Source organism: Ruegeria sp. BC3 (genome assembly GCF_056539265.1).
This window is the reverse complement of the sequence record NZ_JBQFUP010000008.1, coordinates 80,081-106,510: the sequence shown is the minus strand read 5'-3', so window position 1 is coordinate 106,510 and position 26,430 is coordinate 80,081. Positions and strand designations below refer to the sequence as shown.

Here is a 26,430-nt window from a genome sequence, read left to right as displayed (position 1 = left end):
AAATTAGTCCGGCCTAACGGGGTACCGGTCGCCCTTTTCGTCAATCAGGATCAAACGCTCGCCGCTGCGGACATACAGATCACACCGGCTGAACCCGTTGCGATAGGCGATGCAGACGCTGCCATCCTCGGCAATGGAATACGTCCCAAAGGCCGCGTCTCCGCTGGCATAAGTATAGGAATAGGCCCCTCCGGCTGAGAACTTGGCCTGCCCATCATCGTAGAATGTCAAAGTTCGGCCCGCCAACGCGTCTAGCTCGTCGGGGGTTAGCCGGGTATCTCCGGGTTTTGTGGGCCATTCGGCCGCTGAAACAGGGCTGGCCGCAAGCAAGGCAAAGATCAAAAAACGGGTCATGAGGCCACCTTACCCCGCAGCGCTGCGTTTGAGGCATAACGTTGCAGTGAGCGGTCAGGCGACCATTTGCTCGGCCTTCTTCAGATCGACCGAGACCAACTGGCTGACGCCTTGTTCCTGCATTGTCACACCGAACAGACGGTCCATCCGCGCCATGGTCACCGCGTGGTGGGTGATGATCAGGAACCGCGTATCCGTCTGGCGGCACATCTCGTCCAATAGGTCGCAGAAGCGGGTGACGTTGGCGTCGTCCAGCGGCGCGTCGACCTCGTCAAGCACACAGATCGGTGCCGGGTTGGCGAGGAACACGCCAAAGATCAGCGCCGTCGCGGTCAGGGTTTGTTCGCCACCCGACAGCAAGCTGAGGGTCGAGAGTTTCTTGCCCGGCGGCTGACACATGATCTCAAGCCCAGCATCCAGCGGGTCGTCGCTTTCGACCATGACCAGATTTGCCTCGCCACCACCAAACAGGTGCTTGAACAGCATGGCAAAGTTCGAATTCACCTGCTCAAACGCGGTCAGCAGTCGTTCCCGCCCCTCTCGGTTCAGGCTGGCGATACCGCTGCGCAGAGCTTTGATGGCTTCTTCCAGATCGGCCTTTTCACTGTTCAACGTGTCGAACTCTTCCTGAACTTCTTTGCTGTCCTCCTCAGCACGCAAGTTCACCGCACCCATCGCATCGCGCTGTCGCTTATGGCGATTAACCTCGGCCTCCAGCGCATCGGCAGCTGGCATCTGGTCCGGGTTGGTGTCCAGCTGGTTCAGTAACTGGTTCGGGGTCAATTGCTGATCCTCGGCAATCCGTTCGGCCGCAGCGACCACGCTTTCCTTGGCCGCGTCACAGCGCGCCTCAGCCGCCGCACGGGTTTCACGGGCTTCCGAGGCCAGACGTTCCGCTTCGCGTTCCGCCAGCACAACCTCGCGCTGCTGGGTCTCGGCCTCGGCCAGCTTGTCGGCGGCCTCGGCGCGCCGCGCCTCGGCGGTTTCGATCAGTTCGTTCAGCTCTTCGCGGGCTTCGGCGATTTCACCCGGGGCGGCCATGGCCTCGGTCAGTTCTTCTTCCGAGCTTTCCTTGCGTTCGGCCAGTTCTGAAATCCGCTTTTCTGCCGTTTCCAACCGGTGCCGCCAGCCGCTCAGGTCCTTGGTGACCTCTTGCGTCCGCCGGGTCCGCGCCTCGCCTTCGCGGCGCAGCTCGTCATGGGTTGAACGATGAGTCAGCATCGTGATCCGTGCAGCTTCGACCGTCTGCTTGATGTCCTCGACCTGCGCACGGGCACTGTCGAGGTCACCAAGGCTGGTCAGCGCGCCTTCGGCCTCGCGCAACTGGGCGCGGGCGGACATCGCATCTTCCTTATGCCTGTCAACAGCCAGAGTCAGTGTCTCCAGCTTGCCCTGCGCCAGATTGCGATCGGCTTCGGCCCGGCTGAGTTGGCGCGCCGTTTCCGCCATGCGCTGATCGGCGGCACGGCGGGCCTCACGGGCGCGACGGTCCGCTTCGGTGACGTCAGTCAGCTGTTGCGACAGCGCCTCATGCGCAGCCCGAGCCCCATCGGCCTGCGCCTCGGTACGCGTCAATTCCTGCTTCAGAGCCTCCAGCTTATTGAGCTGTTCCAACCGTAGCGCAGCAGCACTTGGCGCATCCTCGGCCCAGGCCCGGAATCCGTCCCAGCGCCAAAGGTCACCCGACCGCGATACCAACCGTTGCCCCGGCTTCAACGACGCCTGCAAACGCGCGCCCTGATCCGCATCGACCAAACCGATCTGAGCGATCCGACGGCTCAGGCGATCCGGACCGGACACATGCAACGCCAAAGGTTCAACCCCATCGGGCAGCGGCTGGTCCGCATCATAACCGGCCACCTGCACCCAACCGGACGGGCCATCGCCTTCGACCAGCGGTGCGCGCAGATCATCGGCCAGCGCAGCGCCCAAAGCCTTTTCATAGCCAGGATCGACACGCAGCAAGTCCATGACCTGCCCACCTTCGGCAGTATCCCGTTCCACCAACTTGGCCAACGCCGAAGTCTCAGCACGGATCGCACCCAGCTCACCCTCGGCCTCGGACCGTTGAGCGCGCGCCTCAGCTTCGCGGGCCTGAGTTTCACTGCGCAGCTCATCCGCGGCGGCCAATGCTTCTTCTGCAGCTTCAGCGGCCTCGCGGGCCTCTTCCTCACCTTCTTGCGCGGCCTCGAATGCCTCGCTGGCGCGGGTTAGCGCATCGCGGGCCTCATTCACGGCGGCGCGGGCTTTTTCCTCTTCGCCCTCGGAGCGGGCCAGCGTCTTGCGACTGTCTTCCACCAAGCGCTGCGCCGACTGGTGCCGCGCCACCAGGCGCGCCATGTCCTCGGTTTCCTGCGAGAGGTGGTCTTCACGCTCCTGCAACACCGCCGCAGCCTCGCGGGCGATCTCGGCGGCTTCTGCCACCTTGTCGTCATACCCATCGGCCGCTTTGGCCAATTCGCGCGCTTCCCATTCCAGACGTTCGATCATCTGGCCGGCATCCCGGTTCAGGCCGGTTTCCCGTTCAATATCATTGCCTAGCTGCTGGATGCGGTTGGTGAGCGTTTCAATAGTCTGGCGCGCGCGGGTTTCCTGATCCGTCAGCTGATCGCGCTGGACCTGCTGGCGCTGCAGAACGGCGGCTGCGATGGCCTCTTCCTCGCGCAGCGGTGGCAGAGTTGCCTCGATCTCGGCCCGCTTGGCACTCGCTGCGCGCGCTTCGGCCTCGGCCCGCGAGGCTTCGGTGATCCGCTCACGCAGAACGTCCTCGGCATGCTGGCGCGCCATATCCGCTTCTTTCCAGCGACGGTATAGCAGCATACCTTCGGCCTGGCGCAGCTGCTCTCCGATCTCGCGATAACGCGCCGCCTGACGGGCTTGACGAGCAAGCTGGGCAAGCTGCCCGCCCAACTGTTCCAATACGTCATCCACGCGGGTCAGGTTGGACTCGGTGCCTTTCAGTTTCAGCTCTGCTTCATGACGGCGCTGATACAGACCCGAAATCCCAGCCGCCTCTTCCAGAATTCGACGACGGGCGCGGGGCTTGGCGTTGATCAACTCGGCAATGCGGTTCTGCCCGACCAGCGCGGGCGAATGCGCCCCGGTCGAGGCATCCGCAAACAGCATCTGAACATCGCGCGCGCGCACATCCTTGCCATTGGTCTTGTAGGCACTGCCAACATCGCGCGTGATACGGCGCACAATCTCCAACTGGTCCGAGTCATTGAACCCCGAAGGCGCAAGACGTTCGGAATTGTCCATGGTCAGGACAACCTCGGCAAAGTTGCGTGCCGGGCGGGTTGCGGCCCCCGCAAAGATCACATCCTCCATCGCACCGCCGCGCATGGATTTGGGGCGGTTCTCGCCCATCACCCAACGCAAAGCTTCCAGAAGATTGGACTTGCCGCAGCCATTCGGACCCACCACACCGGTCAACCCATCCGCGATGATCAGATCGGTTGGATCAACAAAGCTTTTGAAGCCGGTCAGTTTGAGTTTGCTGAAGCGCAAAGGCAATTGGTCCCGTGATTCCTATATCTGGAAGTCTGCGCAAGCTGTTGGGGTCGAGTCAACGGAGGAACGCAGGATATGGGATTTCACGACGAGTTATCCACAATATCTTGCCAAAATACGCGGAAATGCGCGTATTTCAGTACGGCGTGCATTCAAAAACCTGATAACCGATCCCGTCTCCAACACCCTCGAACGTGCCGAAATCAATGCATTCGTAGTTCGGGGTAGAGATTGAGGTCAGTAACAATCGCTCACCCGCATCTCTATCGCACCCCAGAACGCCAACGGTCACCGCCGCATCGCCAAGGACGTCCAGTATGGGGCAGCCCGACACCTGTGCCATGGCCAAGGCCGCTCGGTCCCGGATGGGACCAAGGCGTGGGGCATATTGGGCGTTGATCCGTACAGCCTCGGCCAATTCGCCCCGCAACCGCACGTCAAATACGCTGCCATTCACCGCCACCCGGGTTGCGGGGGCGTCCCGAAAATGGGGCGTGCCGGCCGAACATGCGGCCAGCACAAGGAGGGACAGATACCGGATCATGCCCACAGCTTTGCACCAGCGAGGTTAACAAAACCTTTCCATCTCTCAGGCGCGCAGCACCTCGCCCAAACGGCGGATGCCTTCGCGGATCGTGTCTTCATCCGAGTTCGAGAAGCTCAGCCGGATCGTGTTGGTCCCGCTGCCATCGGGGAAAAAGGCACCGCCCGGAACAAAGGCCACCTTGACCGTCTCCAAAGCCCGGGCCAACAGATCCGCCCCATTTGTTCCAACCGGCAGGGTCAACCAGATGAACATGCCCCCTTCGGGATTTGTCCATTGAACTCCATCGGGCATATGATCCTGCAAAGCCTGCAACATCGCATCCCGGCGCGCACCGTAGACACGGCGCAACATTGGTATGTGGGTGTCGAAACAGGCTCGTGCGACCTGATCGATGGCCATCTGATTGATGGTCGCGGAATGCAAATCAGCTGCCTGTTTCATCAACACCAATTGGGAAATCACCGGCTTTGCCGCTACAACCCAACCAACCCGCAGTCCCGGCGACAGGGTCTTTGAGAAGCTGCCGCAATAGATCGTCCGACACGCCTCAATCGAGCCTTTGCGCGCCAGTTCCAGTGCCAGAACCGGCGGGATAGCCGCGCCATCATAGCGCAAGGCCTGATAGGCCCCGTCTTCGATTACGGCGCAATTCAACTCGTCCGCCAAGTCCAGCAGAGCCTCTCGGCCACGAAGGTCCACAGTTTCACCCGTCGGATTCGCGAAATCGGGTGAGAGATAGGCGAATTTGACCGCCCCCTCGCCCGCGGCTTTCACGTATTCCGCAGTGCCGCGGTTGCCATTGATACTCAGCTGATCAAAACGCGGCTCATAGGCGTTGAATGCAGCCAGCGCGCCCAGATAGGTCGGCCAACCAACTAGCGCGGTATCGCCAGGGGACAGGTAGAGCTTGCCCAGATAGTCCAGAGCCTGCTGTGAGCCCGATGTGATCAGGATATTGTCAACTCCACACTCCACCCCGATCTCGCGCATATGGTCCACCAACCACTCGCGCAGCGGCACATACCCCTCGCTGACAGAATACTGCAACGCTTGTGCCTGCATTTGAGGGCTTAAAGCAGCTTGAAACGCTGTCGCGAACCCTTCGGCGGGAAAAAGCGCGGGATCAGGGATTCCCCCGGCGAATGAGATAATGCCGGGTTGATCCAGCAGTTTAAGCAACTCGCGTATCTCGGACGCTTTCATCCGGGACGCCCGCGTGGCGAACAATTCGTGCGTAGACATGCGCCTCCTCCGCATTGATGTGACGTCAGCGTATTGCGGCATTTATTAAAGTCAATAATGCTGACCTATTGTTTCACTCATGTGACCGGTGTGCTTGAACCACCCAGCGATCCGTGGTCATATGATTTGACCAATTTACAAAAATGACGCCCTGCATGCCCTTTCAAAAAGTTCAGACCGAAAAGCTGTCGATTGCCGTGGTCCGCCAGATCGAGTTGTTGATCCTGCGCGGCATTTTGCGACCCGGCGAACGGCTGCCAGCCGAGCGTGAACTGGCTGAACGTCTTGGCGTGTCCCGCCCGTCTCTGCGCGAAGCCATCGCGGAATTGCAGGATCAGGGATTGCTGACGGCCAAAGCGGGATCAGGCATCTATGTGGCCGAGGTTCTGGGATCCGCTTTTTCCCCCGCTCTGATCCGGCTGTTCAGCAGCCATGAGGAGGCGGTGTTCGACTACCTCTCGTTCCGGCGCGACCTTGAAGGGCTGGCGGCCGAGCGGGCTGCACGTCTGGGCTCAGCGAGCGATCTGAAAGTCGTTCAGACAATATTCGACAAGATGGAAGCTGCCCACGCCCGCAATGCCGCCGAGGATGAGGCACAGTTGGACGCTCAGTTCCACATGGCGATCATCGAGGCCAGCCATAACGTGGTCATGCTGCATATGATGCGGTCGATGTACGATCTGCTTCGTCAGGGCGTGTTTTACAATCGGCAGATGATGTTTCAGCAACGAACTACGCGCGAGGCCATCTTGGACCAGCACCGCGCCATCAACACGGCCCTTCAGGCCCGGGATTCCGAAGGCGCCCGCGAGGCCGTGCACAAGCATCTGAGCTATGTGCAACAGTGTATGGAAGACCACCAGAAGGCGCAGCGCAACGAAGCTATTGCTCAGCAGCGTCTGGATCACGAAACCAGCTACAACTGAATGCCAGTTCAGAGTTGAAAGCTTGTTGCGGTGTTTCAGTGTTTAACGCCAATTGCCCCGGAAATCCCGCGTACTCAAAGGCCATAAAGACGTCGCAACACCGCGTGCTTCATCAATTGCAGGCGGTTGATCGGTTTGGGGTCTTTACCAACCAGTCCGGGAAAGCGGCCCTCGGCCTCCGAGCGTGTCCGCACGGCTACCGGCGTCGCCAGGATCGCCTGGATTACATCGTCTGTGGAGTGTTCCAACTGATGCTCGCGCGCAATCGCCGATAGCATCTCGGCGTGATAGGCCTGCATCGACTCTGACCGTTGCCCCTTGCGAAACCGAAATGCGCCGATCTGAGCCCTGACCGAGGTCAAGTCAGCGTGCCGGGAAAATCGCAGCCAGAGCTCGCCATCCACGGCCAGGCTCAGGGATTCATCCAGATGCCCCCCGGCCTTGTCCCACAAGCTGCGCCGCCAATAGGTCGATTCCTGTTGAACCCATTGATAGTCCCCCGCCAAAAGACGCGCGCGGGATATCGGTTTTGGGCGAATGTTCGTGACGATGTTGTCGTCCTCATCCAGACAGGTCATGCGCCCCGTCACCCAATCAACATCCGTATTCAGGGCAAACAACGATCCCACTAGGGACAAACCGCCGGGCATGAGCATGTCATCAGAGTTGATCCATCCCATCACCTCGCCCGTTGCCTTGGCAAATCCCTTGTTCAAGGCATTGGCCTGCCCCGTATCCGGCTCGGAAATGATATGGGAAAACGCATCGCGATAGCGTTCAGCAATTTCAAGCGACCCATCGGTGCTCCCGCCGTCGGCCAGGATCAGATCCAGCTTGGGATAGTTCTGATCCAGCACCGACTTGATCGTGCGTTCGATGAACGCACTGCAATTGTAGTTCGGAATAACAACAGAGATTGCAGGTAGGTCAGACATTGGAAATCTTGTGTCGGCAAACTGGCCCGAACCTTGAGCCCGGCACCATTAGTAGTGCAAGCGTAGCCGAAAAGCCGCGCGTCGCAACAGCCAAGCGAGTGGTCTAAGACTGTGAGGAAAGGGAGTGGGTCGGACCCGGCAGGTTGCCGCCGGGTCACCAAAGATTAGTGAAGCTTGTCACCAACGTCGGCGATGGCCGCGTCGATCAGCTTGTTGGCCTGTGTCGCAGTCATCTGCTTGGCCAGAACCGCGTTGGCAGCTGAAACTGCCACGGTAATGGCCTGGTCACGGACTTCCTTGACCGCTGACGCCTCGGCCGAAGCGATCTGGTCCTGCGCGGCTGCCAGACGGCGGGCGATGGATTTCTCCAGATCAGCCTTTGCCTGTTCCGCCGCCAGCGCAGCATCGTCCTTGGCAGCTGCTACAATCGCATCTGCCTGGGTCTGCACTTCGCGCTGTTTGCGCTCGTACGAGGCCAGCAGGCTGCGCGCTTCTTCATGCAAAGCGCGGGCTTCGTCCAGCTCGGACTTGATGCCTTCGGCACGGTTGTCCAGCGCGCCACCGATCATGCCCGGAACCTTGAAATAGAACAGGACCGCGATGAAAACGATGAAGCCCAGGAAGACCACAAAGTCGGTGTTGGCCAGCGAGAAGAACGGACCTTTGGCCGCAAATGCCGGGCTGGCTGCGCCGAAGGTCAGGATAAGGGCAAGAGTGTTCCGCATGTCACTTATCCTTTCATCTGCGCGTCAACGGCACCGTCGATGGCTTTGGCATCTGCCTCGCCGCCCAGTGCGGTGACCAGTTCAGCTGCCGTATCCTTGGCAACCACTTGAATGCTTTCCAGCGCACCGGCACGGATATCGGCAATTGCCTTTTCCGATTCAGCCGCCTTTGCAGCGATTTCTGCATCCGCCTTGGCAATCGCGTCATCCAGACCAGCCTGGATTTCTGCACGTGCTTCGGCAGCGATACGCTGCGCTTCGGCACGGGCATCGGCCAGCGCCTTGTTATAGGCCTCTTCGGCCTCGACCGCCTTGGCCTTCAGATCTTCGGCCGCAGCCAGGTCATTTGTAATGGTCCCCTGACGTTCAGCCAGGATTGCCGCGATACGGGGCAGAGCCACGCGAGACAGGACCAGAAAGATGACGACCAGCGTGATGACCAGCCAGAAAATCTGGTTGGGGAACCAATCGAAGCAGAGCTGCGGCATCCCGATGGCAGAGCCATAGGAGTCGACGCACGAGCCGGCTACTTCTTCTGTAATGGGTTCAGTCGCCATGATATCCTCCGTCGGAAACTTGTCTTTACAACAGGTGGGCCGCTATGGCTTGGACCCACCTGCGCGTAAGGATCAGGTTCCGCAGATTATACGGCGAACATCAGCAGCAGCGAGACCAGGAATGCGAAGATCCCCAGGGCTTCTGCGAACGCGATACCGATGAACAGGGTTGCGGTCTGCGAAGCAGCCGCCGAAGGGTTGCGCAGGGCGCCGGCCAGGAAGTTGCCTGCAACGTTGCCCACCCCGATTGCGGCTGCGCCGGAACCGATTGCTGCCAGGCCTGCGCCGATGTGTGCGAGATCGCCTTCCATGATGTATCTCCTTACGAATTGGAAGTTTCGATGTTGGGTTATCGTTCCTGTGCTCAGGGCAGCGCCCTGATCAGTGATGCGGATGCAGAGCGTCCTTCAGGTAAACACAGGTCAGAATGGTGAAGACGTAGGCCTGAATGAAGGACACAAGGACCTCAAGGCCGTACATTGCGGTGATCGCCAGAACGGACACGGGCGAGATCGCGGCGATCGCGGCAAAGCCTGCGAAAACTTTGATAACTGCGTGGCCTGCCATGACGTTACCGGCAAGACGAATGGAGTGGCTGACCGGACGCACGAAATACGAGATCAGCTCGATGATCGCCAGGATCGGGCGCAGCGCCAGCGGGGCGCTCGAGACCCAGAACAGGCTCAGGAAACCAGCGCCGTTCTTGACAAAGCCCAGAACCGTCACGGTCAGGAACACAGCCAGCGCCAGCGGAATGGTTACCGCGAAATGCGATGTGGTGGTGAAAGACATGGGGATCATGCCCAGGAAGTTCGCGCAGACAATAAACATGAACAGGGTCATGACATAGGGGAAGTACTTGACGCCTTCCTTGCCGCAGATGTCTTCCAGCATCTTGTAGATAAAGCCGTAGGTCAGTTCAGCAACTGACTGCATACGGGTCGGGACAATGGCGCGCTTGGACGTGCTCAGCACCAGCAGACCAAAGACAGCGACGATGGCCAGGAAAAGCCACAGGGTCACGTTTGTGATCGTGAACATGCCGACTGCACCGTCACCGAACAACGGTTTAACGATGAACTGATCCATCGGGTGGAAAACCAGGCTGCTGCCTTCTGCTGCGGTGGTCTCAGTTGCCACGTTCAGTCCCTCTCGTCCTTCTCGGCAGCCGTCGCCGCCGCTTGTTTCTCTTGAACCTCTTTCGCGCTGCGGAGCATAACCTTCACGCCCGCGACAAGGCCCAGCAATGTGAACAGCACCAGAAAGATCGGGATCGTCCCGAGCAGGCTGTCCAGCCCGTATCCGATGCCAAATCCGATCCCCAGACCGGATACCATTTCGATGACCATCCTCCAGGCAAGTTCGCCCCCGGATATGTCACTGTCTGCGCGGGTCTCAGGCTTTTTGGCCTTTTTTGCCGCCTCGATCTTGGCCTCCAGCTGCGCCATACGCTGCTTTTGGTCATCATCGGTCACGGGCGTTTCCCTCGTACAGTCTTGGGTAGGGTGCTAAGGGTGAAGGCGTTCAGAGTCAACGCCGTTGAGCGCCCGAATTGACGCAGGTTAAATTATTGTTTTTTAATGGCTTAATGGAGTCATAGGGACTCATGATTGCGGCTCGCTTATAGCATCAGCCGCCAAAACCGCTGAATCCGCATATTCAACCAAATGGTTGACCAAACCCGGACGCTATGATTGAGCGAGAGCATGTCCAACGATCTCGACACCGTGTTCGCAGCCCTCGCCGACCCCACCCGCCGCACGATCCTTGCAATGTTGCTTGAGGATGATATGGCCGTCACCGACGTAGCCGAACCGTTCGAGATGTCGCTGGCCGCTATCTCAAAACATCTGGTCATCCTGACCAAGGCCGGGCTGATCTCGCAAGAAAAGCGCGGACGGGTGAAATGGTGCAAACTGGAACCCGACGCGCTGCGGGCGGCGTCGGTGTGGATGCAAGGGTTCGGTCAGTTCGAGCCGGTCAATCTGGACGCCTTCGAACGGTTCCTGGAAACCGAACTTCCGACAGCGGACGACGCCTGAGCCTATCTGACCACGAACACCGAAACCTTGGCGTGTTTGGCCAGATAACCGGCATGGCTGGAAAAGATGTGATCCGTGATCCGCGGGGCATGCGTTCCGACGACGATCAGGTCAGCCCCAACCTCTTCGGCCGCACGGGTCAGATCTCCATCCACCTCAGCTGCCACGTCAACCGAGTGGATATTGCGGGCTTCAACTTCGGCCCCACTCTGTTCTGCCAATTGATCCACGATGGTTTGCAACTCGGCGCTGATCGCTGCATCCGACTGCGTAACGTCGCCGGGCTGTGTCCCGGTCACGCTGACGAGGGTGATCTTGGCCTTTTGCCATTTCGCCATCTGGGCCGCGACATCCAACGCTTTTCGAATTTCCGGTGGCAGGTGAATATCCACCGGAATCATGATGTGACTGAACATGGTTTCCTCCTTCTCCTGACCGCGATTCTAGCGTATTCAGGAGCAGGCACCTTGATCTGCCTCACAAATTCGACCTTAAGGATTACCCTTCCTGACTGTACTCGACGCCGATCACCACGCCGGTGGCATCTGCCAGGCACAGCCATGGGGCTTGAGCGCCTGCAACCTCGACCGTCGTGATGGTCCCGGTCGGAACAGACTCGGTCGAAGTGGCTTTGACATCCGCCGCCTGGACGCCCGTCTCGGCCGAAACCAACGCTTCGCATGAGGCCTGAAGCGGCGTTTCAGACGCGCCCTGAGCGCAGGCTGACAAGGTCGCAGCGGCGACACCGAAAATGGCTGACCTCATTCTATCCTCCTGGTTGTTCTGATCGGCAGGGTGAAGGTTTATAGCGAAATAGCAAGCATCATTCGGATTGATGCGCAGCGCCAACAACGGGCCGGTCTTCGCTTTTGAGCAGCAGGACCAGTGCAGTCACGGTCAAAAGCACGCCCACCAGCACAAGGCTTGTCGGCGCAGGCCGTCCCAGTGCGATTTCCCACAAGATCACCCAAGTCGGGATGATGTAAGTGTATGCCATGACCTTGGCAGACGGCAGGCGCAGCGCTGCGAACTGCACCAGAACAAAGCTGGCCGCCGTGGCAAAGAACGACAAGTACAGCAGGCTGACCCAGACGATCAGCGGAAGGTTCGCCCAATCGGTGGCACGAATGTCTGACCAACCGACAATCGTCAGGATCACACAGCCCGCAACCAGCGTGCCGAAAGTGAATACGACGGCTGGTTCGCCCCTGTTCAGCTTGCGCACCATTGGGGTGTAGATCGCGTGGGCCATGCAGCCCCAGAAAAAGATGATCTCTCCGATCCCAATCTGAAAGGCATGAAAGGCCTGCCAATCGGCCCGAAAGATTACCCACATGGCTCCAGTCGCCCCCACCGTCAGGGCCAGCGCCATACGCGGAGTGGTGACTTGCCGCAACAGAACCCAGCCAGCAATGGCGGACATGACCGGCGTAAGCGTGAACACCGCAGAAGTGCTAACCGGATCAGCGGTCTTCAGGCCGTAGAACATCAGGACAAAATAGGTGGCGAACAATCCACCTAAGACGCCATACCGCCAAGGGGCCTGTACCGCGCTGCGTGGCAGGCCAATGGTCGCCAGCGCCGCGACACCGATGATAACCGCGGCGATCAGAAACCGACCGGCGGTTATCGCCAAAGGCGCGATCTGGTTGGCTACGATGGACCCGAGCGAGAAACTGCCCGCCACCAAAATCGAGAATGTGATCATGGCCAGATGGCCACGCGCCTGCGGTGTCACGAAAGCCAGCCCTTGGACTGTTCCTTGAGGAAGGAAAGGAAGGCCTGAACCTTTGTCGTTCGGTGAAGGTCCACATGGGTTACCAGCCACAGCTTGCCGGACCATTCGGGCAGTGGCTCCATAACTTCGACCAGTTCGGGGTCGCGCGACGCTTCCCACCGGGCCATAAAGCCGATCCCGGCCCCGGCCAACACCGCTTCTCGCATGCAGAAGTTGTTGGTGCAGCGAAAGGCGATAGCCTCAGCCGGTACAGTTTCGCGCAGCCACTTGGCGAACGGGGCCCGGCTGTTTTCATCGTCCGTGCTGACGAACAGATGATTGGGGAATTCTTCCAGGTTTGACGGCTTGCCGCGGCGCGCGATGTAGGACTTGCTGGCGAACAACCCGACTTCCTGAGGGATAAATGGCTGCACAACATTGTCGGGCTGATCCGGTGCGGCACCGGCGCGAATGGCCACATGCGCCTCGCCATATTCAAGGCGGAACAGGCGGTCGCCGGTCAGGTAGCGCACGATCAGGCCGGGATGCATCGTCTGGAATTCGGACAAGGCAGGCACGACCAGAGGCGCCAGCGACGCCAGCGAAGTCACCACCAACTCGCCCGAGACATCATCGCCGCGCCCTTTCATGCGGCCGACCAACTGATTGAACTGATCCTCGGTAGCCTGAGCAACACGCAACAAGTCTTCGCCAGCGTCGGTTGGGGTGTACCCGCGCGCATGGCGTTGGAACAGCTTGACACCCAGCCGCGCTTCAATCGCGTCGATATGGCGGATCACGGTGGCATGATGCACACCAAGAATCTCGGCCGCACCGCTGACAGTGCCCATCCGGGCCACCTGATAGGCCGTTTTGACTTCGTCCCAATTGTCCATCACCCAAACCCATTGTGCAAAATCCAACAATACCTGTTGGTATATCTGCGTTTCGTTCGCAGACACAACACTCATATTGGTTCCAGAAACAGAATCCCTGCAAAAATAGGAACCGCTGACATGACCAAAACCATTCTGCATATCGACGCTTCGGCCCGCCGCACCGGATCGGCCACTCGTGACCTGTCCAACCAGATTGTCGGGCATTTGGGCGCAGAGCGCATCATCCGCCGCGATCTGGCGAGCCCCCTGCCGCTGCTGACCGAAGACTGGATCAACGCCAACTTCACCCCTGCAGATCAGCGGGATGAGGTCCAGCGCGACCTGCTGGCCCTGTCCGATGAGCTAGTAGGCGAACTGCAAAAGGCGGATACGCTGGTGATTGGGCTGCCGATCTACAACTTTTCGGTGCCTGCCGCCTTCAAAGCCTGGATTGACCTCGTTGCCCGAGCCGGTCTGACCTTTGCTTATTCGGAAAACGGCCCCAAGGGTTTGCTGGAAGGCAAACGCGCAATCCTCGCCATCGCATCAGGTGGCACCGAAGTCGGGTCCGAAATCGACTTTGCCACCTACTATGCCAAGCATGTGTTGGGTTTCATCGGCATCCACAATGTTGACGTCGTGGCTGCTGACCGAATGGCGCTGGATGCAGAGGCCGCGCTGGCCAACGCGCAAAAGGCGGTATTGGAACTGGCCGCCTGATCCGGCTCTGGCCTTTACCTTTTGAAGCGTCCAGTCTGCACCCGAACCGAACTTGGCAGACTGGGCGTGTACTATGAAGAAAATCGGTATTCTGGGCGGCGTTGGCTGGGCCTCGACCGTGGACTACTACCGGGCCATTGCCGAAGGAGCCAGCCGACACTTCGCCGAGCGAGGTCATGGATCTCCTTTGCCGATCCCACCCATGACAATCGAATCCGTGACGCAGGCCAAGACCCGGGCTTTGCGTGGCAACGCCGGGGACGAGGCGAGTTGGGCCGGGTTTGACGCGGTCTTCCGCGAGGCGCTGTTGACACTGGAAAACGCCGGTTGCGACTTTGGCATCATCGCCTCCAACACTCCGCACGCGCGCCTGCACGCAATCCGGCAGGGCGTCACCATGCCCATTCTCAGTATTTTCGATGCCACTGCTGAGGCGACCGCATCCACCGGTGCCTCGACAGCGCTGGTTTTGGGAACGACCGTGACTATGCAAGCCAGCAACTACGCTGACCGCTTGGCCACCGACGGAATTGCCGCAAATGACCGCCTTCCTGAAGCTGAAATCACCGAAATGCAGGCCATGATCGATAGCGATTTCTATGGTGGAGCCTCAGACAATGCGCGAAAAAGGCTGCTGGCTTTTTGTGACAAGCACGCCAGCCCCGGGACAGCAATTCTGTTGGCCTGCACCGAACTGCCGCTGGCCTTCCCCGTTCATCTGGACGACCCCGTGTTCGAAGCGGACGGCCACCTGTTCGTCAACCCCTCCGCCGCCCATGTTTCAGCCGCACTGAAAGAGGCGTTGGTGGACTGATCACGGAAGCCAGGTGACCTCGCACCCGATCCGGTCAAAGAAGGCCATCAGGTCGTCGCGCGCAACAGCGACGGTTCGGTCGTTGACCAGCGGGTGCATATAGACGACGTCCGCCGTCTGAGCAGAGGCGTCCATGAAGAACCGCACGTTGTTCTGCACGCCGTTGATCATCGCCAAAGGGCTGACCGCACCGGGACGAATGCCCAGGTTCTGCAACAGCCGGTCTGCGGACCCGAAGGACAGATTGCCCACGCCCAGCTCGGCCCCTAACGCCTTGAGGTCGATCTCGCGGTTTTGTTCCAGCGTCACAAGATAGTTTCGCTTTTTCTTGTCGCGCAGGTATAGATTCTTCAGCCGCAGGGCGTTTTCGCCCGGCACCATGAACTGATCCTCAACCGCCTTTGACTCCTCCACCGTACGCAATGGAATGTGAGTATGCAGCCGATAGGACAGCCCCCAATCGTCCAGCTGCGCCAACAGCGCGTCAGAGCTGAGCGGCAGCGTGTCCTGAAAAGCGGATGATGCGTCCATGGGAACCTCCTGTTTGGCGCGCTCATCGCGCAACATGGCGGTGAATTCAAGCCACGACAGTGCCAGAATTCAGTGTTAGCGTGCCGCCATGAAAGTGACGCGCAATACACCCGACCAATTGATCCTGTCCAACGCACCGTGGTTCATCGGCATCTCGCTGGTCTTCTTCATCCTCGTCTTTGTCGGCGTCGGCCTGTTCATGGCCAGCGAAGGTGGCGAGGGCATTTTGTTCGGCATCTTCTTTGCCCTGTTCGGTGGCGGGATGGGGATCGGCGCATTCTGTGTCTTTGTGCGCCGCGTTCAGGTTATTCTGGACCGCAACAGCAATAGCATTGTGATCCGTCGCCAATCGGTCTTTGGATATGGCACGGTGGAACATGAGCTGTCGAACCTGTCCCATGCCGAGGTTGAAACCACCACCTCGCGCCGCGACAGGACCACGTCCAAGATGCATCGCCCCGTTCTGATCCTGGAAAAAGGCATGAGTGCGGGTCGCCACCCGATTGTCGAAGCTTATGTCAGCGGACATGGCGCGCAGCGGCTGGTGGATGCCGTCAATGACTGGCTACCCGCGCGCAAGGTTGACTCTGCCAGCCAATCGGCCTAAATCGCCGCAAACATCCGGAAGCGTCTGATCTTCCGGTCCCTTGAGTCGTTCAGGGATCGCCCCCCACCAGCGAGTTTCGCCCGTGGGGGCAATTGTGTATTTAACCGGTGTTTCCTACCTAGGAAGTGCCACCAGATAACCGGCTAAGGAGGCCGAAGGCATGTTTGAAAATCTATCCGAACGCCTCTCTGGCGTCTTTGATCGGCTGACGAAACAGGGTGCTCTGTCCGAAGAAGACGTCAAGACCGCCCTGCGTGAGGTTCGGGTTGCGCTGCTTGAGGCTGACGTCTCGCTGCCGGTTGCCCGCGAATTCGTTAAGAAGGTGCAGGATCAGGCCACCGGTCAGGCCGTGACCAAATCGGTCACGCCCGGTCAGCAGGTCGTCAAAATCGTACATGATGCACTGGTCGATGTGTTACGCGGCGAGGAAGATCCCGGTGCGCTAAAGATCGACAACCCACCCGCCCCGATCCTGATGGTTGGTCTGCAGGGCTCGGGTAAAACGACGACAACCGGTAAGCTCGCCAAACGTCTGAAAGAGAAAGAGGGCAAAAAGGTCCTGATGGCCTCGCTGGACGTCTATCGTCCGGCAGCGATGGATCAGCTGGCGGTGCTGGGCACTCAGGTCGGCGTCGATACGCTACCGATCGTTCCCGGCCAGAAACCCGTCGATATTGCCAAGCGCGCTAAACAGCAGGCGACGCTGGGTGGCTACGACGTCTACATGCTCGACACTGCGGGCCGTCTGCATATCGACGAAGTCCTGATGGACGAAGTCGAGCAGGTTCGCAACGCAGTCGATCCGCGTGAAACCCTGCTGGTGGTCGACGGCCTGACTGGTCAGGTCGCCGTTGAGGTCGCCGAGGAGTTTGACGCCAAGGTCGGCATCTCGGGCGTGGTTCTAACCCGGATGGACGGTGACGGGCGCGGTGGTGCGGCGCTGTCGATGCGCGCGGTCACCGGCAAGCCGATCCGCTTTGTCGGTCTGGGCGAGAAGATGGACGCGCTCGAAACCTTCGAGCCGGACCGGATCGCCGGTCGTATTCTGGGCATGGGCGACATCGTTGCTCTGGTCGAAAAAGCCCAGGAAACGATGGAGATGGAACAGACCGAGCGCATGATGAAGCGCATGGTCAAAGGTCAGTTCAACATGAACGACCTGAAGATGCAGCTGGAACAGATGATCCAGATGGGCGGCATGCAGGGCATGATGGGCATGATGCCGGGCATGGGCAAGATGGCCAAGCAGATGGATCAGGCCGGTCTGGACGACAAGATCCTGCGCCAGCAGATCGCCATGATCCAGTCGATGACCAAACGCGAACGCGCCAACCCGCAGTTGCTGCAAGCCAGCCGCAAGAAACGGATTGCCGCTGGTTCGGGGATGGAGGTCAGCGACCTCAACAAGCTGCTCAAGATGCACCGGCAGATGTCGGACATGATGAAAAAGATGGGCAAGATGGGCAAAGGCAAGATGCTGAAACAGGCCATGAAGGGCATGTTCGGCAAAGGCGGCCCCTCGCCCGAGGAAATGGCTGCAGGCATGGACCCCAAGGCGCTGGAACAGGCGGCAAAGGCGATGGGCGGCAAGATGCCCGGCATGCCCGGTATGGGCGGCGGCATGGCTTTGCCTCCGGGCCTCAGCGGGTTTGGCAAGAAGAAGTAACGTGGCTTTCGCCCCCTGCATATCCCAGCGCGCATGCGCCAAACCGGAGGTTCTGCAATGACCTTCCGGTTCGAAGCTGCGCCGAATGCTCAGGGGGCCGAACTGGCCGCTCGGGTGGCAAGTGCCGTCCCGACGCTGGAAACCGAGCGTCTTGTTCTGCGCGCGCCGCAATTGTCGGATTTCGACATCTACGCCCAGATCGTTGCCAGCCCGCGCGCTCGGTATCTGACGATCATGACGCGCGAGGATGCGTGGTATGACTTCGCGCAGATGGTCGCCATCTGGTCGCTGCGCGGCCATGGCATGTGGTCGGTCTGCGCCAAAGACAATGCACAGTTGCTGGGATTTGTAGTGCTCGGGTTCGAGCCCGAAGACCCCGAGCCAGAGCTCGGCTTCATTTTCACCGAAGCCGGTGAGGGACAGGGATACGCGTTTGAAGCCGCTTCTGCCGCGCGGGATTTTGCGTTCGACCAACTCGGCTGGGATACGCTCGCCAGCTTTGTTGTCAAAGGCAACGAACGCTCTGCTCGGTTGGCGGAACGGCTTGGCGCTTTTGTTGAACGCGAAATTGCAGAAGAGGATGGCGTTACTCTGGTCTATCGCCACTTCTCATCCGACGGCGACGGCGGGATGGAGGCATACGCATGACCTCGTACACCATTCCTACCGTTGAAACCGAAAACCTGATCCTGCGCGCTCCGCATGAAGACGACCTGCCTGCGATGACGGCTTTCTTTGCGTCCGAGCGCAGCCAAATGGTCGGCGGCCCAAAAACTCCGCTCGAAGCCTGGCGGTCTCTGCTGGGCCGGTTCGGTCATTGGGCGATCATGGGCTATGGCGGGTGGCACATCGTCGAAAAGGCCAGCGGAGCTTTCGCAGGCTGGACGGGGATCATTAACGCGCCGGGCTGGGACGAACCCGAATTGGGATGGGTTGTGTTCGAAGGGTTTGAAGGCAAAAGCATCGCCTTCGAAGCGGCAACCACGGCCCGCGCGTATGCCGCCCAGCATCAGGGTATCAATGCCCCGATTTCATACATCGCCCACAACAACGACCGCTCGCGTGCGCTGGCCGAACGGCTTGGTGCAACCTATGAGCGCGAAGGCGAAGCCGTGGGCACAAGCTGTCAGGTCTGGCGGCATCCGAAACTTGAACTCACTGATCCTGCTTTGACCACCGAAAGGACCGGCCAATGAACAACCCCGTCACACGGGCTGCGACGTTGCTGAAAGAGCATCGTGAAAGCATCGACCGGCTGGACGCGATCCTCGTCTATACCCTGGGCGAACGGTTCAAGCACACACAGGCCGTTGGCAAGCTCAAGGCCGAACACGACCTTCCCCCGTCCGATCCCTCGCGCGAGGCAGCGCAGATCGCACGGCTTGAAGACCTGGCGGAAAAGGCCGATCTGGACCCCGATTTCGCCAAGGCTTTCCTGAATTTCATCATTCAGGAAGTCATCCGACACCACAAGAAACACCAGAACTAAACCGGTGAACTACCGGATACGCCATTCAAAGGAGATACCACCATGGCAATGAAAATTCGTCTCGCCCGCGGCGGCTCGAAAAAGCGTCCCTTCTACCGCATCGTGGCTGCTGACAGCCGCATGCCGCGCGACGGCCGTTTCATCGAGAAACTGGGCACCTACAATCCGCTGCTGCCGAAAGACAGCGAAGAGCGCGTGAAAATGAACATGGAGCGCGTTCAGTATTGGCTGGACCAGGGCGCCCAGCCCACCGACCGTATTGCACGCATGCTGGAAGCAGCAGGCACCCGCGAAAAAGCCGAGCGCAACAACCCCAACAAGGGTACCCCGGGCAAGAAAGCTCAGGAACGCGCTGAAGAGAAAGCTGCAAAAGCTGCTGAAGCGGCCGAAGCTGCAGCTGCACCGGCTGAAGAAGCTGCGGCAGAAGAATAAGCAGGCGGTCGCGTGCAGGATCAGACTTTCACCGACGATTTTCGCACGCAGTTCGAACTGCTGATGCGGCTCCGGCGCGATGTGCGCCGGTTCCGAACAGACCCAGTGGACGAGGCGGTGCTGATGCGCTGCCTCGACACGTTTCGACTGGCCCCCTCTGTGGGGCTCAGCGAACCCTGGCGCGTTGTTCGCGTTGAAAGCGAAGCGGCACGCGCTGCGGCGCTGAAGAATTTCCAAAACGCCAATGAACAGGCCCTGGCAGGCTATTCCGGCGACAAGGCGCTGAAATACAGCCGCCTGAAACTGTCCGGCATGCAGGAAGCGCCCGTCCAACTGGCTGTGTTCTCGGACGAGAGCACAAACAAAGGCCTTGGCCTGGGTGCGGGCACGATGCCTGAAATGCGTCGCTATTCGGTCGTCGCCGCGATCACCTTGTTCTGGCTGGCCCTGAGGGCCGAAGGGCTTGGCCTGGGTTGGGTTTCGATCCTGGATCCCGAACAGATGAAACGCGACTTGGATGTACCGGACGATTGGTCTCTAGTCGGTTACTACTGCGTGGGCTGGCCCGAAGAGATGTCGGAACGACCCGAGCTTGAGCGCGCAGGCTGGGAAAAGCGCAACGCGCGTTTGCATCTGGAAACACGATAAAACCAGATGTTTGGACTGATACGACTTCCCATCCTTTTGCTGATCGCATTTATTGTCGGAGTGTTTTTTGAACGCTCGAACCAGCGCGAGGCGTGCGCCGCGCGCGGCGACTGGCAAGATGGGCTATGTGTGACGACGGAAGGGCCAAATGACTGATCTGATCTGCGTGGGCACCCTTGCCGGGTCATACGGCGTGCGTGGGGAAGTGCGGTTGAAAAGCTATTGCGCCACCCCCGAAGACATCGAAGCCTATTCGCCGCTGACTGATGAGCACGGCAAGGAACGCTATCCGCTGGTTCTTACCAAGGCGATCAAGAACGGTTTTGCCGCCCGTCTGGGCGGTGTTGAGACCAAGGAACAGGCCGACGAGCTGAAGGGCCTGCGCCTGTTTGCCCGGCGTGACCAGCTGCCGTCTTTGCCGGACGATGAATTCTACCACACCGATCTGATCGGGCTTGAGGTTTATGACACAGGCGGTGCATTGCTGGGCCGGGTTAAGTCGGTCCAGAACCACGGCGCCGCGGACCTGCTGGAACTGCATGGGCCGGGCTTGAAAGCCACCGTATTACTGCCTTTTACGCTGGAGGCTGTCCCTACGGTCGACCTGGACAAAGGCCGCATTATCGCGGACCCGCCCGAAGGGCTTATCTGATGCGGCGCGTTCTGCTGCATTTGGGATTTCACAAGACCGGGACCACAGCGGCACAGTCGTTTCTATATGAAAACCGCGAGCTGATCTGGCCGCACTTTGCCCTGATGTTGCCCTACAAGACGCGCAAGCTTGGCTTGTCGAATGCCGCTACACGGCACTCCATCTACGGCACGCTTGGCACGTTGTCCGATTTCAGCACGCAACTGCGGGATTATCTGGCCACACGAAATTTTGGCACACGGCGCGGTCTGATCCTGAGCGAAGAGAATTTCAGTGGCCTGCGCCCCAGCCGAAACATCGACCAAGGCTATGCAGCAGCACCGGATCTGGCCGCCTGTGTCGTTGATGCCATTCGGGACCGGTTCGCAGGTCAGGAGGTCGACATCACGATCTACCTGTCCCTGCGCCAGCGCGGTTCCTGGCTGCGAAGCCTTTGGGCGCATGACCTTGAAAGAACGCGCGAGGTCCAGGATTTTGAGGCGTTCCGCGCGAACATGGATCACCTACCTTCGCTTGAGGACACCGTTGAAGACATCCGAAAAAAGCTGCCCTCGGTCAGTGTCACCGAAGACTGGCTGGAAGAGATGCAGTTGCGCCGCTTTGGCTCTGGTACGCCCTTTGCCGACTTCCTGAACTTGCCCCAGGAAAAGGCCAGACAGTTGGTGCCGCCCACTAAGATCAACACGCGCCTGCCAGAAGATGTGCTGGCCGAGTTGCTGAATCTAAACCGATCCCGACTGGACGAAGCCGCTCTGACCCGGCAAAAGGCCGACATTATTGAACAGGCAAAAAACGCAATGGTCGGCACGACATGACAGACAAGCCAGGTAAATCTCACGGACGCAAAGCAATTCGGCCCACGCTCAAGCCGCGCGAATTACTGACCCCGACCCCAGATTTGCACGGGGTCTGGAAGGCCAAGATCATCACCCTGTTTCCCTCGGCCTTTCCCGGGGTTCTAGGCGAAAGCCTGACCGGGAAAGCCCTGCAAGAGGGGTTGTGGCAGTTGGAAACCGTGGACTTGCGCCAGTTCGGCGTGGGCAAGCATCGCAATGTCGACGATACGCCTGCAGGCGGCGGCGCAGGCATGGTGCTGCGCGCCGATGTGTTGGGCGAAGCCATCGAACACACAATGGCCGGCATTCAGGGTAATTGGCCGCTGATCTACCTAAGCCCGCGCGGTCGACGGATGGACCAACGCATGATGCAGAACCTCGCGCGCTGCGATGGGATGACGCTGCTCTGCGGCCGCTTCGAAGGTGTCGATGAGCGTGTGCTGGAGCATTATGGCGTTCAGGAAGTCAGCTTGGGCGACTTCGTGATGACCGGCGGCGAAATCGCGGCGCAGGCCCTGATCGACGCGACCGTAAGGTTGATCCCCGGCGTCCTGGGCAATCAGGCCTCGGCGGAAGAAGAGAGCTTTTCGTCTGGCCTGTTGGAACACCCGCAATACACTCGACCGGCGGAATGGAAAGGGCGTCCGATCCCAGATATCCTGATGTCCGGCCACCATGGCCGTATAGCCGAATGGCGACATCAAATGTCCGAGCAGATCACCCGTGAACGGCGTCCGGACCTTTGGGACAGCTACCGGAAAAAAACCGACAGCGACTAACCCCCCGCCTTCCAACGTGCCCAAATCTCGGGCGGGCCGTTGAACGTGTTGATGTCCACTTTGCCCTGAACGCCCGGTACCAGGCCGGTGCCCGTGTATTGCCAGAATCGCCAAACGGCCTTCGGGTAGACATTGCGCGGGTGCCCGGCGACCGAGCGCAGCCAGAACTCTGTCTTGGGTAGGCGGCCGATATCCGTGTCACCGTAGAAATCCACGGTCGTGTAGACTATTGGACGGCGGCCATAATGACGCTCAAGAATGTTCAGGAAACGCTGAGCCTCGGCGCGAACCGTCGCGCCATCTGGTCGTATGGTGCATGTCTTGGAATGCGGCGTCCACTCCATGTCAAGCACGTGCGGCAGGTCCGCGCCTTTCGGCACGTTCTCGATGAACCATTTGGCCTGTTCATGTGCTGGGCGACAGAAATAGTAGTAGTGATAAGCACCCCAGGGCACTCCCGCTGTCTGCGCGCCGGTGCGGTGGTCATCGAACATCGGGTCGGCGACATCCCCGCCTTCGGTCGCTTTGATAAACACGAAGCTGACCCCAGACGCCTTGGCCCTGCGCCAGTCGATCGGCCCCTGCCAGCGTGAAACGTCCAGCCCATGCACCGGGTAGTGACCGGGATGCCGCCCCTCCCACGGATGCGGGTCCGCATCGCCGAACTTGGGGAAGATAACTGAGGGCGAGGTAGTGCTGAGAAATGCCTTCGCCTCAACCTGCTGTGGTGGAGGGCTGCTTCGACCGCAAGACAGGGTCGCAAAGGCCATAACAGCCAGCATCAAAGCTGTACGCATGGTAAGGTCCTGTTCTAAATTTCTGCTCTTGTAATTCCCTTCAGAATGCCTGATCCGCGCCACAAGGCAACGGTGTTGTCTTTGGGTGGCGAAATCCCACCGGCGAAACCCCGAATTTTATGGCGATTCAGGCTTGATCCCTGCGCACAAAGCCCGTAAAGCAGCGCAATCCGGTGCCGCGACATGCGACTCCGGTGTATTGGTTTGAAATATGTCGTGACGCCCGGCTTTCTTCGGCCCCGGCGCGGCAGCGCAGACCAGACATAAGGAACATTCGATCTGACCTCTGGCGGGCTGTACGCAGGACCCGGTGAAGACCAAGAGCTCTCAGCCCGTGCTTAACTTCGTGGACCAACCACGAGCAGATAGGAGTAACTGCGATGGACCTGATCGCACAGCTTGAGGCGGAACAGATTGCCGCCCTGGGGAAAGACATCCCCGATTTCAAAGCCGGTGACACCATCCGTGTCGGCTTTAAAGTGACCGAAGGGTCGCGTACCCGTGTGCAGAACTACGAAGGCGTCTGCATCGCGCGCAAAGGTGGCAGCGGCATCGCCGGTTCGTTCACCGTCCGCAAGATTTCGTTTGGCGAAGGTGTGGAGCGTGTGTTCCCGCTGCATTCGACCAACATCGACAGCATCACCGTTGTCCGCCGTGGCCGCGTCCGTCGCGCCAAACTGTACTACCTGCGCTCGCGCCGTGGTAAATCCGCGCGTATCGCAGAGGTTACCAACTACAAGCCCAAGGCTGGCGCCGAGGCGTAAGGAGCGGAAAGATGAAAAAAGACATCCATCCCGATTATCACGTCATCAACGTCAAAATGACCGATGGCACCGTGGTTCAGATGAAATCCACCTGGGGCGCCGAGGGCGACCAACTGGCTCTGGAAATCGACCCCTCCTCGCACCCCGCGTGGACCGGTGGTTCGTCGCGCCTGATGGACGCCGGCGGCCGCGTGTCGAAGTTCAAGAAGAAATACGAAGGTCTGGGCTTCTAAGCCTGACCGGGTTGAATTGCAAAAGGCCGTCCCTTGGGGCGGCCTTTTTCGTTTTTGGACCGTCGACACCAATAGCGAGCCAGCAAAATTTCACCCGGCGTCAGGGATGATTTCGAGGGACGGCGAAAGATGCTAAACTGAGCGGTGATTGTCCAACTCAGCCGTCGGAGGCCCCGGAACATGCCCCAGTACAATGACATGATCGAACTGTCGGTTGAGGATATGGACCTGATCGAAACAGCGCTGCGTGGTTCGGTTGCAACCCTGTCGCAAGCCGCGCTGCAAGAAGGCGATGCCGGCAAGGCCGAACGCGAGGACACACTGCGGCGAATTCACGATCTTTTGGGCAAGCTTCACGATCAAAAGGTCTTCTATCGCCCCAAAGACAAGGTGTACCTGGGAGGCTAACGGCCTTCAGCTTTGCGGCCCGCGTGTCAGATCAACCGCGCTGTGGACAGGTGGCACTGGCCCTCGCAGCAACATGAAAGCCAGTCCCATACCAGCAAGTGCCGCAATAGCGGCCATCAACATTGCACTATCAAAGGCATTGTCCTGCACGTCACGCAGAGCCTTGGCCAGTGTCATGCTGGTCTCAGGGTCCATAGCCGCGATCAATTGCTGAATCTGGCTGGGCGTTCCGTGGGTCAGCGCGTGGGCCAAATCCTCACGCTGGGTTGAACCTGCGGGCAGAGCCGCGATGACCTCGGACAGCCCTCGGCGAGTGGTGATCGCCTCGGCCAGACCACCCACCACGGCACCCAAGGTAGCGCCGAAATAGAGACAAGCGTTGATCACACCGGACCCCTGCCCTACATGCTCTTCCGGCAGCAGGCGCAGGCCCAGACGGGGCAGCAGCGAGAAGCAGATCCCCAACCCGATGCCGACGATCACCAGTTTCCACCAGATTTCGGCATATTGCGTCGTATTCGTTGTTGTCATCAGCAACAGGAACCCACAGGCCATTGCCCCCAGCCCAATCGCGATGGGCCACTGAAAGCTGTAGGGTGCCAGGAAACGTGGCGCAGTGACCGACACGACGAACATGCTGAGGCTAAGCGGCATGATCGCGAGCCCTGCGCCGATTGGCGAATACCCAAAGGCATCCGGTGATTGGACGAAAGTATTGAAATAGACAAAGAAGCAAAACAGCGTGAAGCCGGTGAAGAACATGCCAGCGGCCGCCATGAAATAGCGCGGGTGCTTGAAGTAGCGCAGCTCGATCAATGGATCGTCGCTGCGCCGGGAGACGATGACAAGGATGATCGTTGCCAGCGCAGCAACGGCCAGCGGCACCAGGGTCAGAGGCGTCGCCCATCCGCTGCTTTCACCATTGCTAAGGGCAAAGGATAACGGCCCCAGAAAAAACAACACGGCAAAGGCCCCCGGATAGTCAAACTTTGCACCGGCCAGGCGCGTGTCCGGCACATAGCCCCGTTTGCTAACGGTCAGACCGATAACGAAAGCAGCGACGAGTAGAACAAGGTCCGTCGCAAAGACGGCCCGCCAGCTGATGTAATGCGCAAAGGCCCCTCCGACGATGGGTCCAACCCCGATGGCAAGCCCGACGATTGCGCCCCATGCCCCTGTGACGCTTGCGCGTTGTTCCTCGGGCGTGGCGGCGGTCAGCAAAGATAGCGACGTCCCGAACAGGGCAGCAGCCCCTGCTCCCTGCGCACCGCGACCGAACAACAACATTGCGCCGTCTTGCGCAAACAGGACCGAAGTAGAGCCGATGGCAAAGACGATCATGCCGAAGAAAAAGACACCCATCTTGCCGGTGATGTCACCCAGACGGCTGACGATGGTCACCAACGAAGCGCTGGCCACCGTATAAGACGCCATCACCCATTGCAGGCCGGATGGGGTCAAATCGAACTCGGATTTCAGATTGGGCAGAATGGTCGCCACGGCGGTGGTGTTGAAGCCGACAACCATCATGCAGATGGCCGTCATCGCCAATACAACGCGGGCACCGCCCTGGTGAACCGGATCAGCAGACGGCTTTTCGGTCATAACACCACCCTAA

The 26,430-nt window shown here is 59.5% G+C and carries 35 protein-coding genes; 18 read left to right on the top strand and 17 right to left on the bottom strand.

The annotated features are described in order from the left end of the window. Positions 1–3: 3 nt before the first annotated feature. The 4 genes from ACR0MV_RS18735 to ACR0MV_RS18720 all read right to left on the bottom strand — a co-directional run bounded on the left by ACR0MV_RS18735 (position 4) and on the right by ACR0MV_RS18720 (position 5,656). Positions 4–354 carry a hypothetical protein gene (locus tag ACR0MV_RS18735; protein WP_170469466.1) on the bottom strand — a complete coding sequence of 117 codons (351 nt, stop codon included), beginning with the start codon at positions 352–354 and terminating at the stop codon, positions 4–6. Between the two features lie 54 nt (positions 355–408). Continuing rightward, positions 409–3,864, bottom strand: a complete 3,456-nt coding sequence (locus ACR0MV_RS18730; protein WP_170428862.1) for a chromosome segregation SMC family protein — start codon at positions 3,862–3,864, stop codon at positions 409–411. A 139-nt stretch (positions 3,865–4,003) separates the two neighbouring features. Next, on the bottom strand, positions 4,004–4,411 hold the full coding sequence (locus ACR0MV_RS18725) for a hypothetical protein (protein ID WP_170428865.1): 408 nt from the start codon (positions 4,409–4,411) through the stop codon (positions 4,004–4,006). Positions 4,412–4,456: 45 nt separating this feature from the next. Beyond that, on the bottom strand, positions 4,457–5,656 hold the full coding sequence (locus ACR0MV_RS18720; RefSeq protein WP_480703246.1) for an aminotransferase-like domain-containing protein: 1,200 nt from the start codon (positions 5,654–5,656) through the stop codon (positions 4,457–4,459). 155 nt (positions 5,657–5,811) lie between these two features. Between ACR0MV_RS18720 and ACR0MV_RS18715 the strand changes: the two genes are divergently transcribed. Beyond that, the gene (locus ACR0MV_RS18715) at positions 5,812–6,582 is read left to right on the top strand and encodes a FadR/GntR family transcriptional regulator (RefSeq protein ID WP_480703245.1); all 771 of its coding nucleotides are present in this window, start codon (positions 5,812–5,814) and stop codon (positions 6,580–6,582) included. A gap of 74 nt (positions 6,583–6,656) precedes the next feature. On the opposite strand, the gene ACR0MV_RS18710 is transcribed toward ACR0MV_RS18715, so the two are convergent. From ACR0MV_RS18710 to ACR0MV_RS18685, 6 genes are all read right to left on the bottom strand, one after another. After that, a complete protein-coding gene (locus ACR0MV_RS18710) occupies positions 6,657–7,517 on the bottom strand; it encodes a glycosyltransferase family 2 protein (RefSeq protein WP_480703244.1) in 861 nt (286 codons plus the stop codon). Between the two features lie 164 nt (positions 7,518–7,681). Next, positions 7,682–8,242, bottom strand: a complete 561-nt coding sequence (locus ACR0MV_RS18705; RefSeq protein ID WP_170428877.1) for a F0F1 ATP synthase subunit B — start codon at positions 8,240–8,242, stop codon at positions 7,682–7,684. 5 nt (positions 8,243–8,247) lie between these two features. After that, positions 8,248–8,799 (bottom strand): F0F1 ATP synthase subunit B', encoded by a 552-nt coding sequence (locus ACR0MV_RS18700; protein ID WP_170428880.1) that lies wholly within the window; start codon positions 8,797–8,799, stop codon positions 8,248–8,250. An 86-nt stretch (positions 8,800–8,885) separates the two neighbouring features. Then, positions 8,886–9,110: a F0F1 ATP synthase subunit C gene (locus ACR0MV_RS18695; RefSeq protein WP_005981269.1), complete on the bottom strand. Its 225-nt coding sequence runs from the start codon at positions 9,108–9,110 to the stop codon at positions 8,886–8,888. Between the two features lie 70 nt (positions 9,111–9,180). After that, positions 9,181–9,939: a F0F1 ATP synthase subunit A gene (locus tag ACR0MV_RS18690; RefSeq protein WP_170428883.1), complete on the bottom strand. Its 759-nt coding sequence runs from the start codon at positions 9,937–9,939 to the stop codon at positions 9,181–9,183. 2 nt (positions 9,940–9,941) lie between these two features. Then, positions 9,942–10,274 (bottom strand): AtpZ/AtpI family protein, encoded by a 333-nt coding sequence (locus ACR0MV_RS18685; RefSeq protein ID WP_170428886.1) that lies wholly within the window; start codon positions 10,272–10,274, stop codon positions 9,942–9,944. 231 nt (positions 10,275–10,505) lie between these two features. Here ACR0MV_RS18685 and ACR0MV_RS18680 point away from each other — a divergent pair, with 231 nt between their 5' ends. Then, positions 10,506–10,841: an ArsR/SmtB family transcription factor gene (locus ACR0MV_RS18680; RefSeq protein ID WP_170469490.1), complete on the top strand. Its 336-nt coding sequence runs from the start codon at positions 10,506–10,508 to the stop codon at positions 10,839–10,841. A 2-nt stretch (positions 10,842–10,843) separates the two neighbouring features. Here ACR0MV_RS18680 and ACR0MV_RS18675 read toward each other — a convergent pair whose 3' ends face one another. The 4 genes from ACR0MV_RS18675 to ACR0MV_RS18660 all read right to left on the bottom strand — a co-directional run bounded on the left by ACR0MV_RS18675 (position 10,844) and on the right by ACR0MV_RS18660 (position 13,454). Next, positions 10,844–11,257 (bottom strand): universal stress protein, encoded by a 414-nt coding sequence (locus tag ACR0MV_RS18675; RefSeq protein ID WP_170469493.1) that lies wholly within the window; start codon positions 11,255–11,257, stop codon positions 10,844–10,846. An 82-nt stretch (positions 11,258–11,339) separates the two neighbouring features. After that, on the bottom strand, positions 11,340–11,606 hold the full coding sequence (locus ACR0MV_RS18670; RefSeq protein ID WP_480703243.1) for a hypothetical protein: 267 nt from the start codon (positions 11,604–11,606) through the stop codon (positions 11,340–11,342). A 58-nt stretch (positions 11,607–11,664) separates the two neighbouring features. Next, positions 11,665–12,579: a DMT family transporter gene (locus tag ACR0MV_RS18665; RefSeq protein ID WP_480703241.1), complete on the bottom strand. Its 915-nt coding sequence runs from the start codon at positions 12,577–12,579 to the stop codon at positions 11,665–11,667. Beyond that, positions 12,576–13,454, bottom strand: a complete 879-nt coding sequence (locus ACR0MV_RS18660) for a LysR family transcriptional regulator (protein WP_480703289.1) — start codon at positions 13,452–13,454, stop codon at positions 12,576–12,578. The genes ACR0MV_RS18665 and ACR0MV_RS18660 overlap by 4 nt, the downstream gene beginning before the upstream one ends. 120 nt (positions 13,455–13,574) lie before the next feature. Between ACR0MV_RS18660 and ACR0MV_RS18655 the strand changes: the two genes are divergently transcribed. Then, positions 13,575–14,156 carry an FMN-dependent NADH-azoreductase gene (locus ACR0MV_RS18655; protein WP_480703239.1) on the top strand — a complete coding sequence of 194 codons (582 nt, stop codon included), beginning with the start codon at positions 13,575–13,577 and terminating at the stop codon, positions 14,154–14,156. A 73-nt stretch (positions 14,157–14,229) separates the two neighbouring features. Next, positions 14,230–14,970, top strand: a complete 741-nt coding sequence (locus ACR0MV_RS18650; RefSeq protein ID WP_480703238.1) for an aspartate/glutamate racemase family protein — start codon at positions 14,230–14,232, stop codon at positions 14,968–14,970. Here the strand turns inward: ACR0MV_RS18650 and ACR0MV_RS18645 are convergent, their stop codons facing one another. After that, the gene (locus ACR0MV_RS18645; protein ID WP_480703237.1) at positions 14,971–15,501 is read right to left on the bottom strand and encodes a prolyl-tRNA synthetase associated domain-containing protein; all 531 of its coding nucleotides are present in this window, start codon (positions 15,499–15,501) and stop codon (positions 14,971–14,973) included. A gap of 88 nt (positions 15,502–15,589) precedes the next feature. Between ACR0MV_RS18645 and ACR0MV_RS18640 the strand changes: the two genes are divergently transcribed. The 11 genes from ACR0MV_RS18640 (at position 15,590) to trmD (ending at position 22,610) form a co-directional block, all read left to right on the top strand. Then, positions 15,590–16,108, top strand: coding sequence for a hypothetical protein (locus ACR0MV_RS18640; protein ID WP_480703236.1), 519 nt, complete (start codon positions 15,590–15,592; stop codon positions 16,106–16,108). Between the two features lie 160 nt (positions 16,109–16,268). Next, the gene (gene ffh / locus ACR0MV_RS18635; protein WP_170428916.1) at positions 16,269–17,774 is read left to right on the top strand and encodes a signal recognition particle protein; all 1,506 of its coding nucleotides are present in this window, start codon (positions 16,269–16,271) and stop codon (positions 17,772–17,774) included. A gap of 57 nt (positions 17,775–17,831) precedes the next feature. Further along, positions 17,832–18,422, top strand: coding sequence for a GNAT family N-acetyltransferase (locus ACR0MV_RS18630; RefSeq protein ID WP_480703235.1), 591 nt, complete (start codon positions 17,832–17,834; stop codon positions 18,420–18,422). Next, positions 18,419–18,970, top strand: a complete 552-nt coding sequence (locus tag ACR0MV_RS18625; RefSeq protein ID WP_480703234.1) for a GNAT family N-acetyltransferase — start codon at positions 18,419–18,421, stop codon at positions 18,968–18,970. Before ACR0MV_RS18630 ends, ACR0MV_RS18625 begins: the two co-directional genes overlap by 4 nt. Further along, the gene (locus ACR0MV_RS18620; protein WP_170428925.1) at positions 18,967–19,263 is read left to right on the top strand and encodes a chorismate mutase; all 297 of its coding nucleotides are present in this window, start codon (positions 18,967–18,969) and stop codon (positions 19,261–19,263) included. The genes ACR0MV_RS18625 and ACR0MV_RS18620 overlap by 4 nt, the downstream gene beginning before the upstream one ends. Before the next feature lie 42 nt (positions 19,264–19,305). Further along, positions 19,306–19,695, top strand: a complete 390-nt coding sequence (gene rpsP / locus ACR0MV_RS18615; RefSeq protein ID WP_170428928.1) for a 30S ribosomal protein S16 — start codon at positions 19,306–19,308, stop codon at positions 19,693–19,695. A 12-nt stretch (positions 19,696–19,707) separates the two neighbouring features. Continuing rightward, positions 19,708–20,343, top strand: a complete 636-nt coding sequence (bluB, locus tag ACR0MV_RS18610) for a 5,6-dimethylbenzimidazole synthase (protein WP_170428931.1) — start codon at positions 19,708–19,710, stop codon at positions 20,341–20,343. A gap of 6 nt (positions 20,344–20,349) precedes the next feature. Next, on the top strand, positions 20,350–20,499 hold the full coding sequence (locus ACR0MV_RS18605; protein WP_170428934.1) for a hypothetical protein: 150 nt from the start codon (positions 20,350–20,352) through the stop codon (positions 20,497–20,499). Further along, on the top strand, positions 20,492–20,995 hold the full coding sequence (gene rimM, locus ACR0MV_RS18600) for a ribosome maturation factor RimM (RefSeq protein ID WP_480703233.1): 504 nt from the start codon (positions 20,492–20,494) through the stop codon (positions 20,993–20,995). Before ACR0MV_RS18605 ends, rimM begins: the two co-directional genes overlap by 8 nt. After that, positions 20,995–21,810 carry a hypothetical protein gene (locus ACR0MV_RS18595; RefSeq protein WP_480703231.1) on the top strand — a complete coding sequence of 272 codons (816 nt, stop codon included), beginning with the start codon at positions 20,995–20,997 and terminating at the stop codon, positions 21,808–21,810. Before rimM ends, ACR0MV_RS18595 begins: the two co-directional genes overlap by 1 nt. Then, on the top strand, positions 21,807–22,610 hold the full coding sequence (gene trmD / locus ACR0MV_RS18590; protein ID WP_480703229.1) for a tRNA (guanosine(37)-N1)-methyltransferase TrmD: 804 nt from the start codon (positions 21,807–21,809) through the stop codon (positions 22,608–22,610). The genes ACR0MV_RS18595 and trmD overlap by 4 nt, the downstream gene beginning before the upstream one ends. Here trmD and ACR0MV_RS18585 read toward each other — a convergent pair. Further along, positions 22,607–23,407 (bottom strand): glycoside hydrolase family 25 protein, encoded by an 801-nt coding sequence (locus tag ACR0MV_RS18585; RefSeq protein ID WP_170428947.1) that lies wholly within the window; start codon positions 23,405–23,407, stop codon positions 22,607–22,609. The genes trmD and ACR0MV_RS18585 overlap by 4 nt on opposite strands. A gap of 380 nt (positions 23,408–23,787) precedes the next feature. Between ACR0MV_RS18585 and rplS the strand changes: the two genes are divergently transcribed. The 3 genes from rplS (at position 23,788) to ACR0MV_RS18570 (ending at position 24,812) form a co-directional block, all read left to right on the top strand. After that, on the top strand, positions 23,788–24,171 hold the full coding sequence (gene rplS / locus ACR0MV_RS18580; protein WP_170328369.1) for a 50S ribosomal protein L19: 384 nt from the start codon (positions 23,788–23,790) through the stop codon (positions 24,169–24,171). Positions 24,172–24,182: 11 nt separating this feature from the next. Then, positions 24,183–24,404, top strand: coding sequence for a 50S ribosomal protein L31 (gene rpmE, locus ACR0MV_RS18575; protein WP_170428949.1), 222 nt, complete (start codon positions 24,183–24,185; stop codon positions 24,402–24,404). Positions 24,405–24,584: 180 nt separating this feature from the next. Next, positions 24,585–24,812, top strand: a complete 228-nt coding sequence (locus ACR0MV_RS18570; protein ID WP_170428957.1) for a hypothetical protein — start codon at positions 24,585–24,587, stop codon at positions 24,810–24,812. Between the two features lie 6 nt (positions 24,813–24,818). On the opposite strand, the gene ACR0MV_RS18565 is transcribed toward ACR0MV_RS18570, so the two are convergent. After that, positions 24,819–26,417, bottom strand: coding sequence for an MFS transporter (locus ACR0MV_RS18565; protein WP_480703227.1), 1,599 nt, complete (start codon positions 26,415–26,417; stop codon positions 24,819–24,821). Positions 26,418–26,430: the final 13 nt, after the last annotated feature.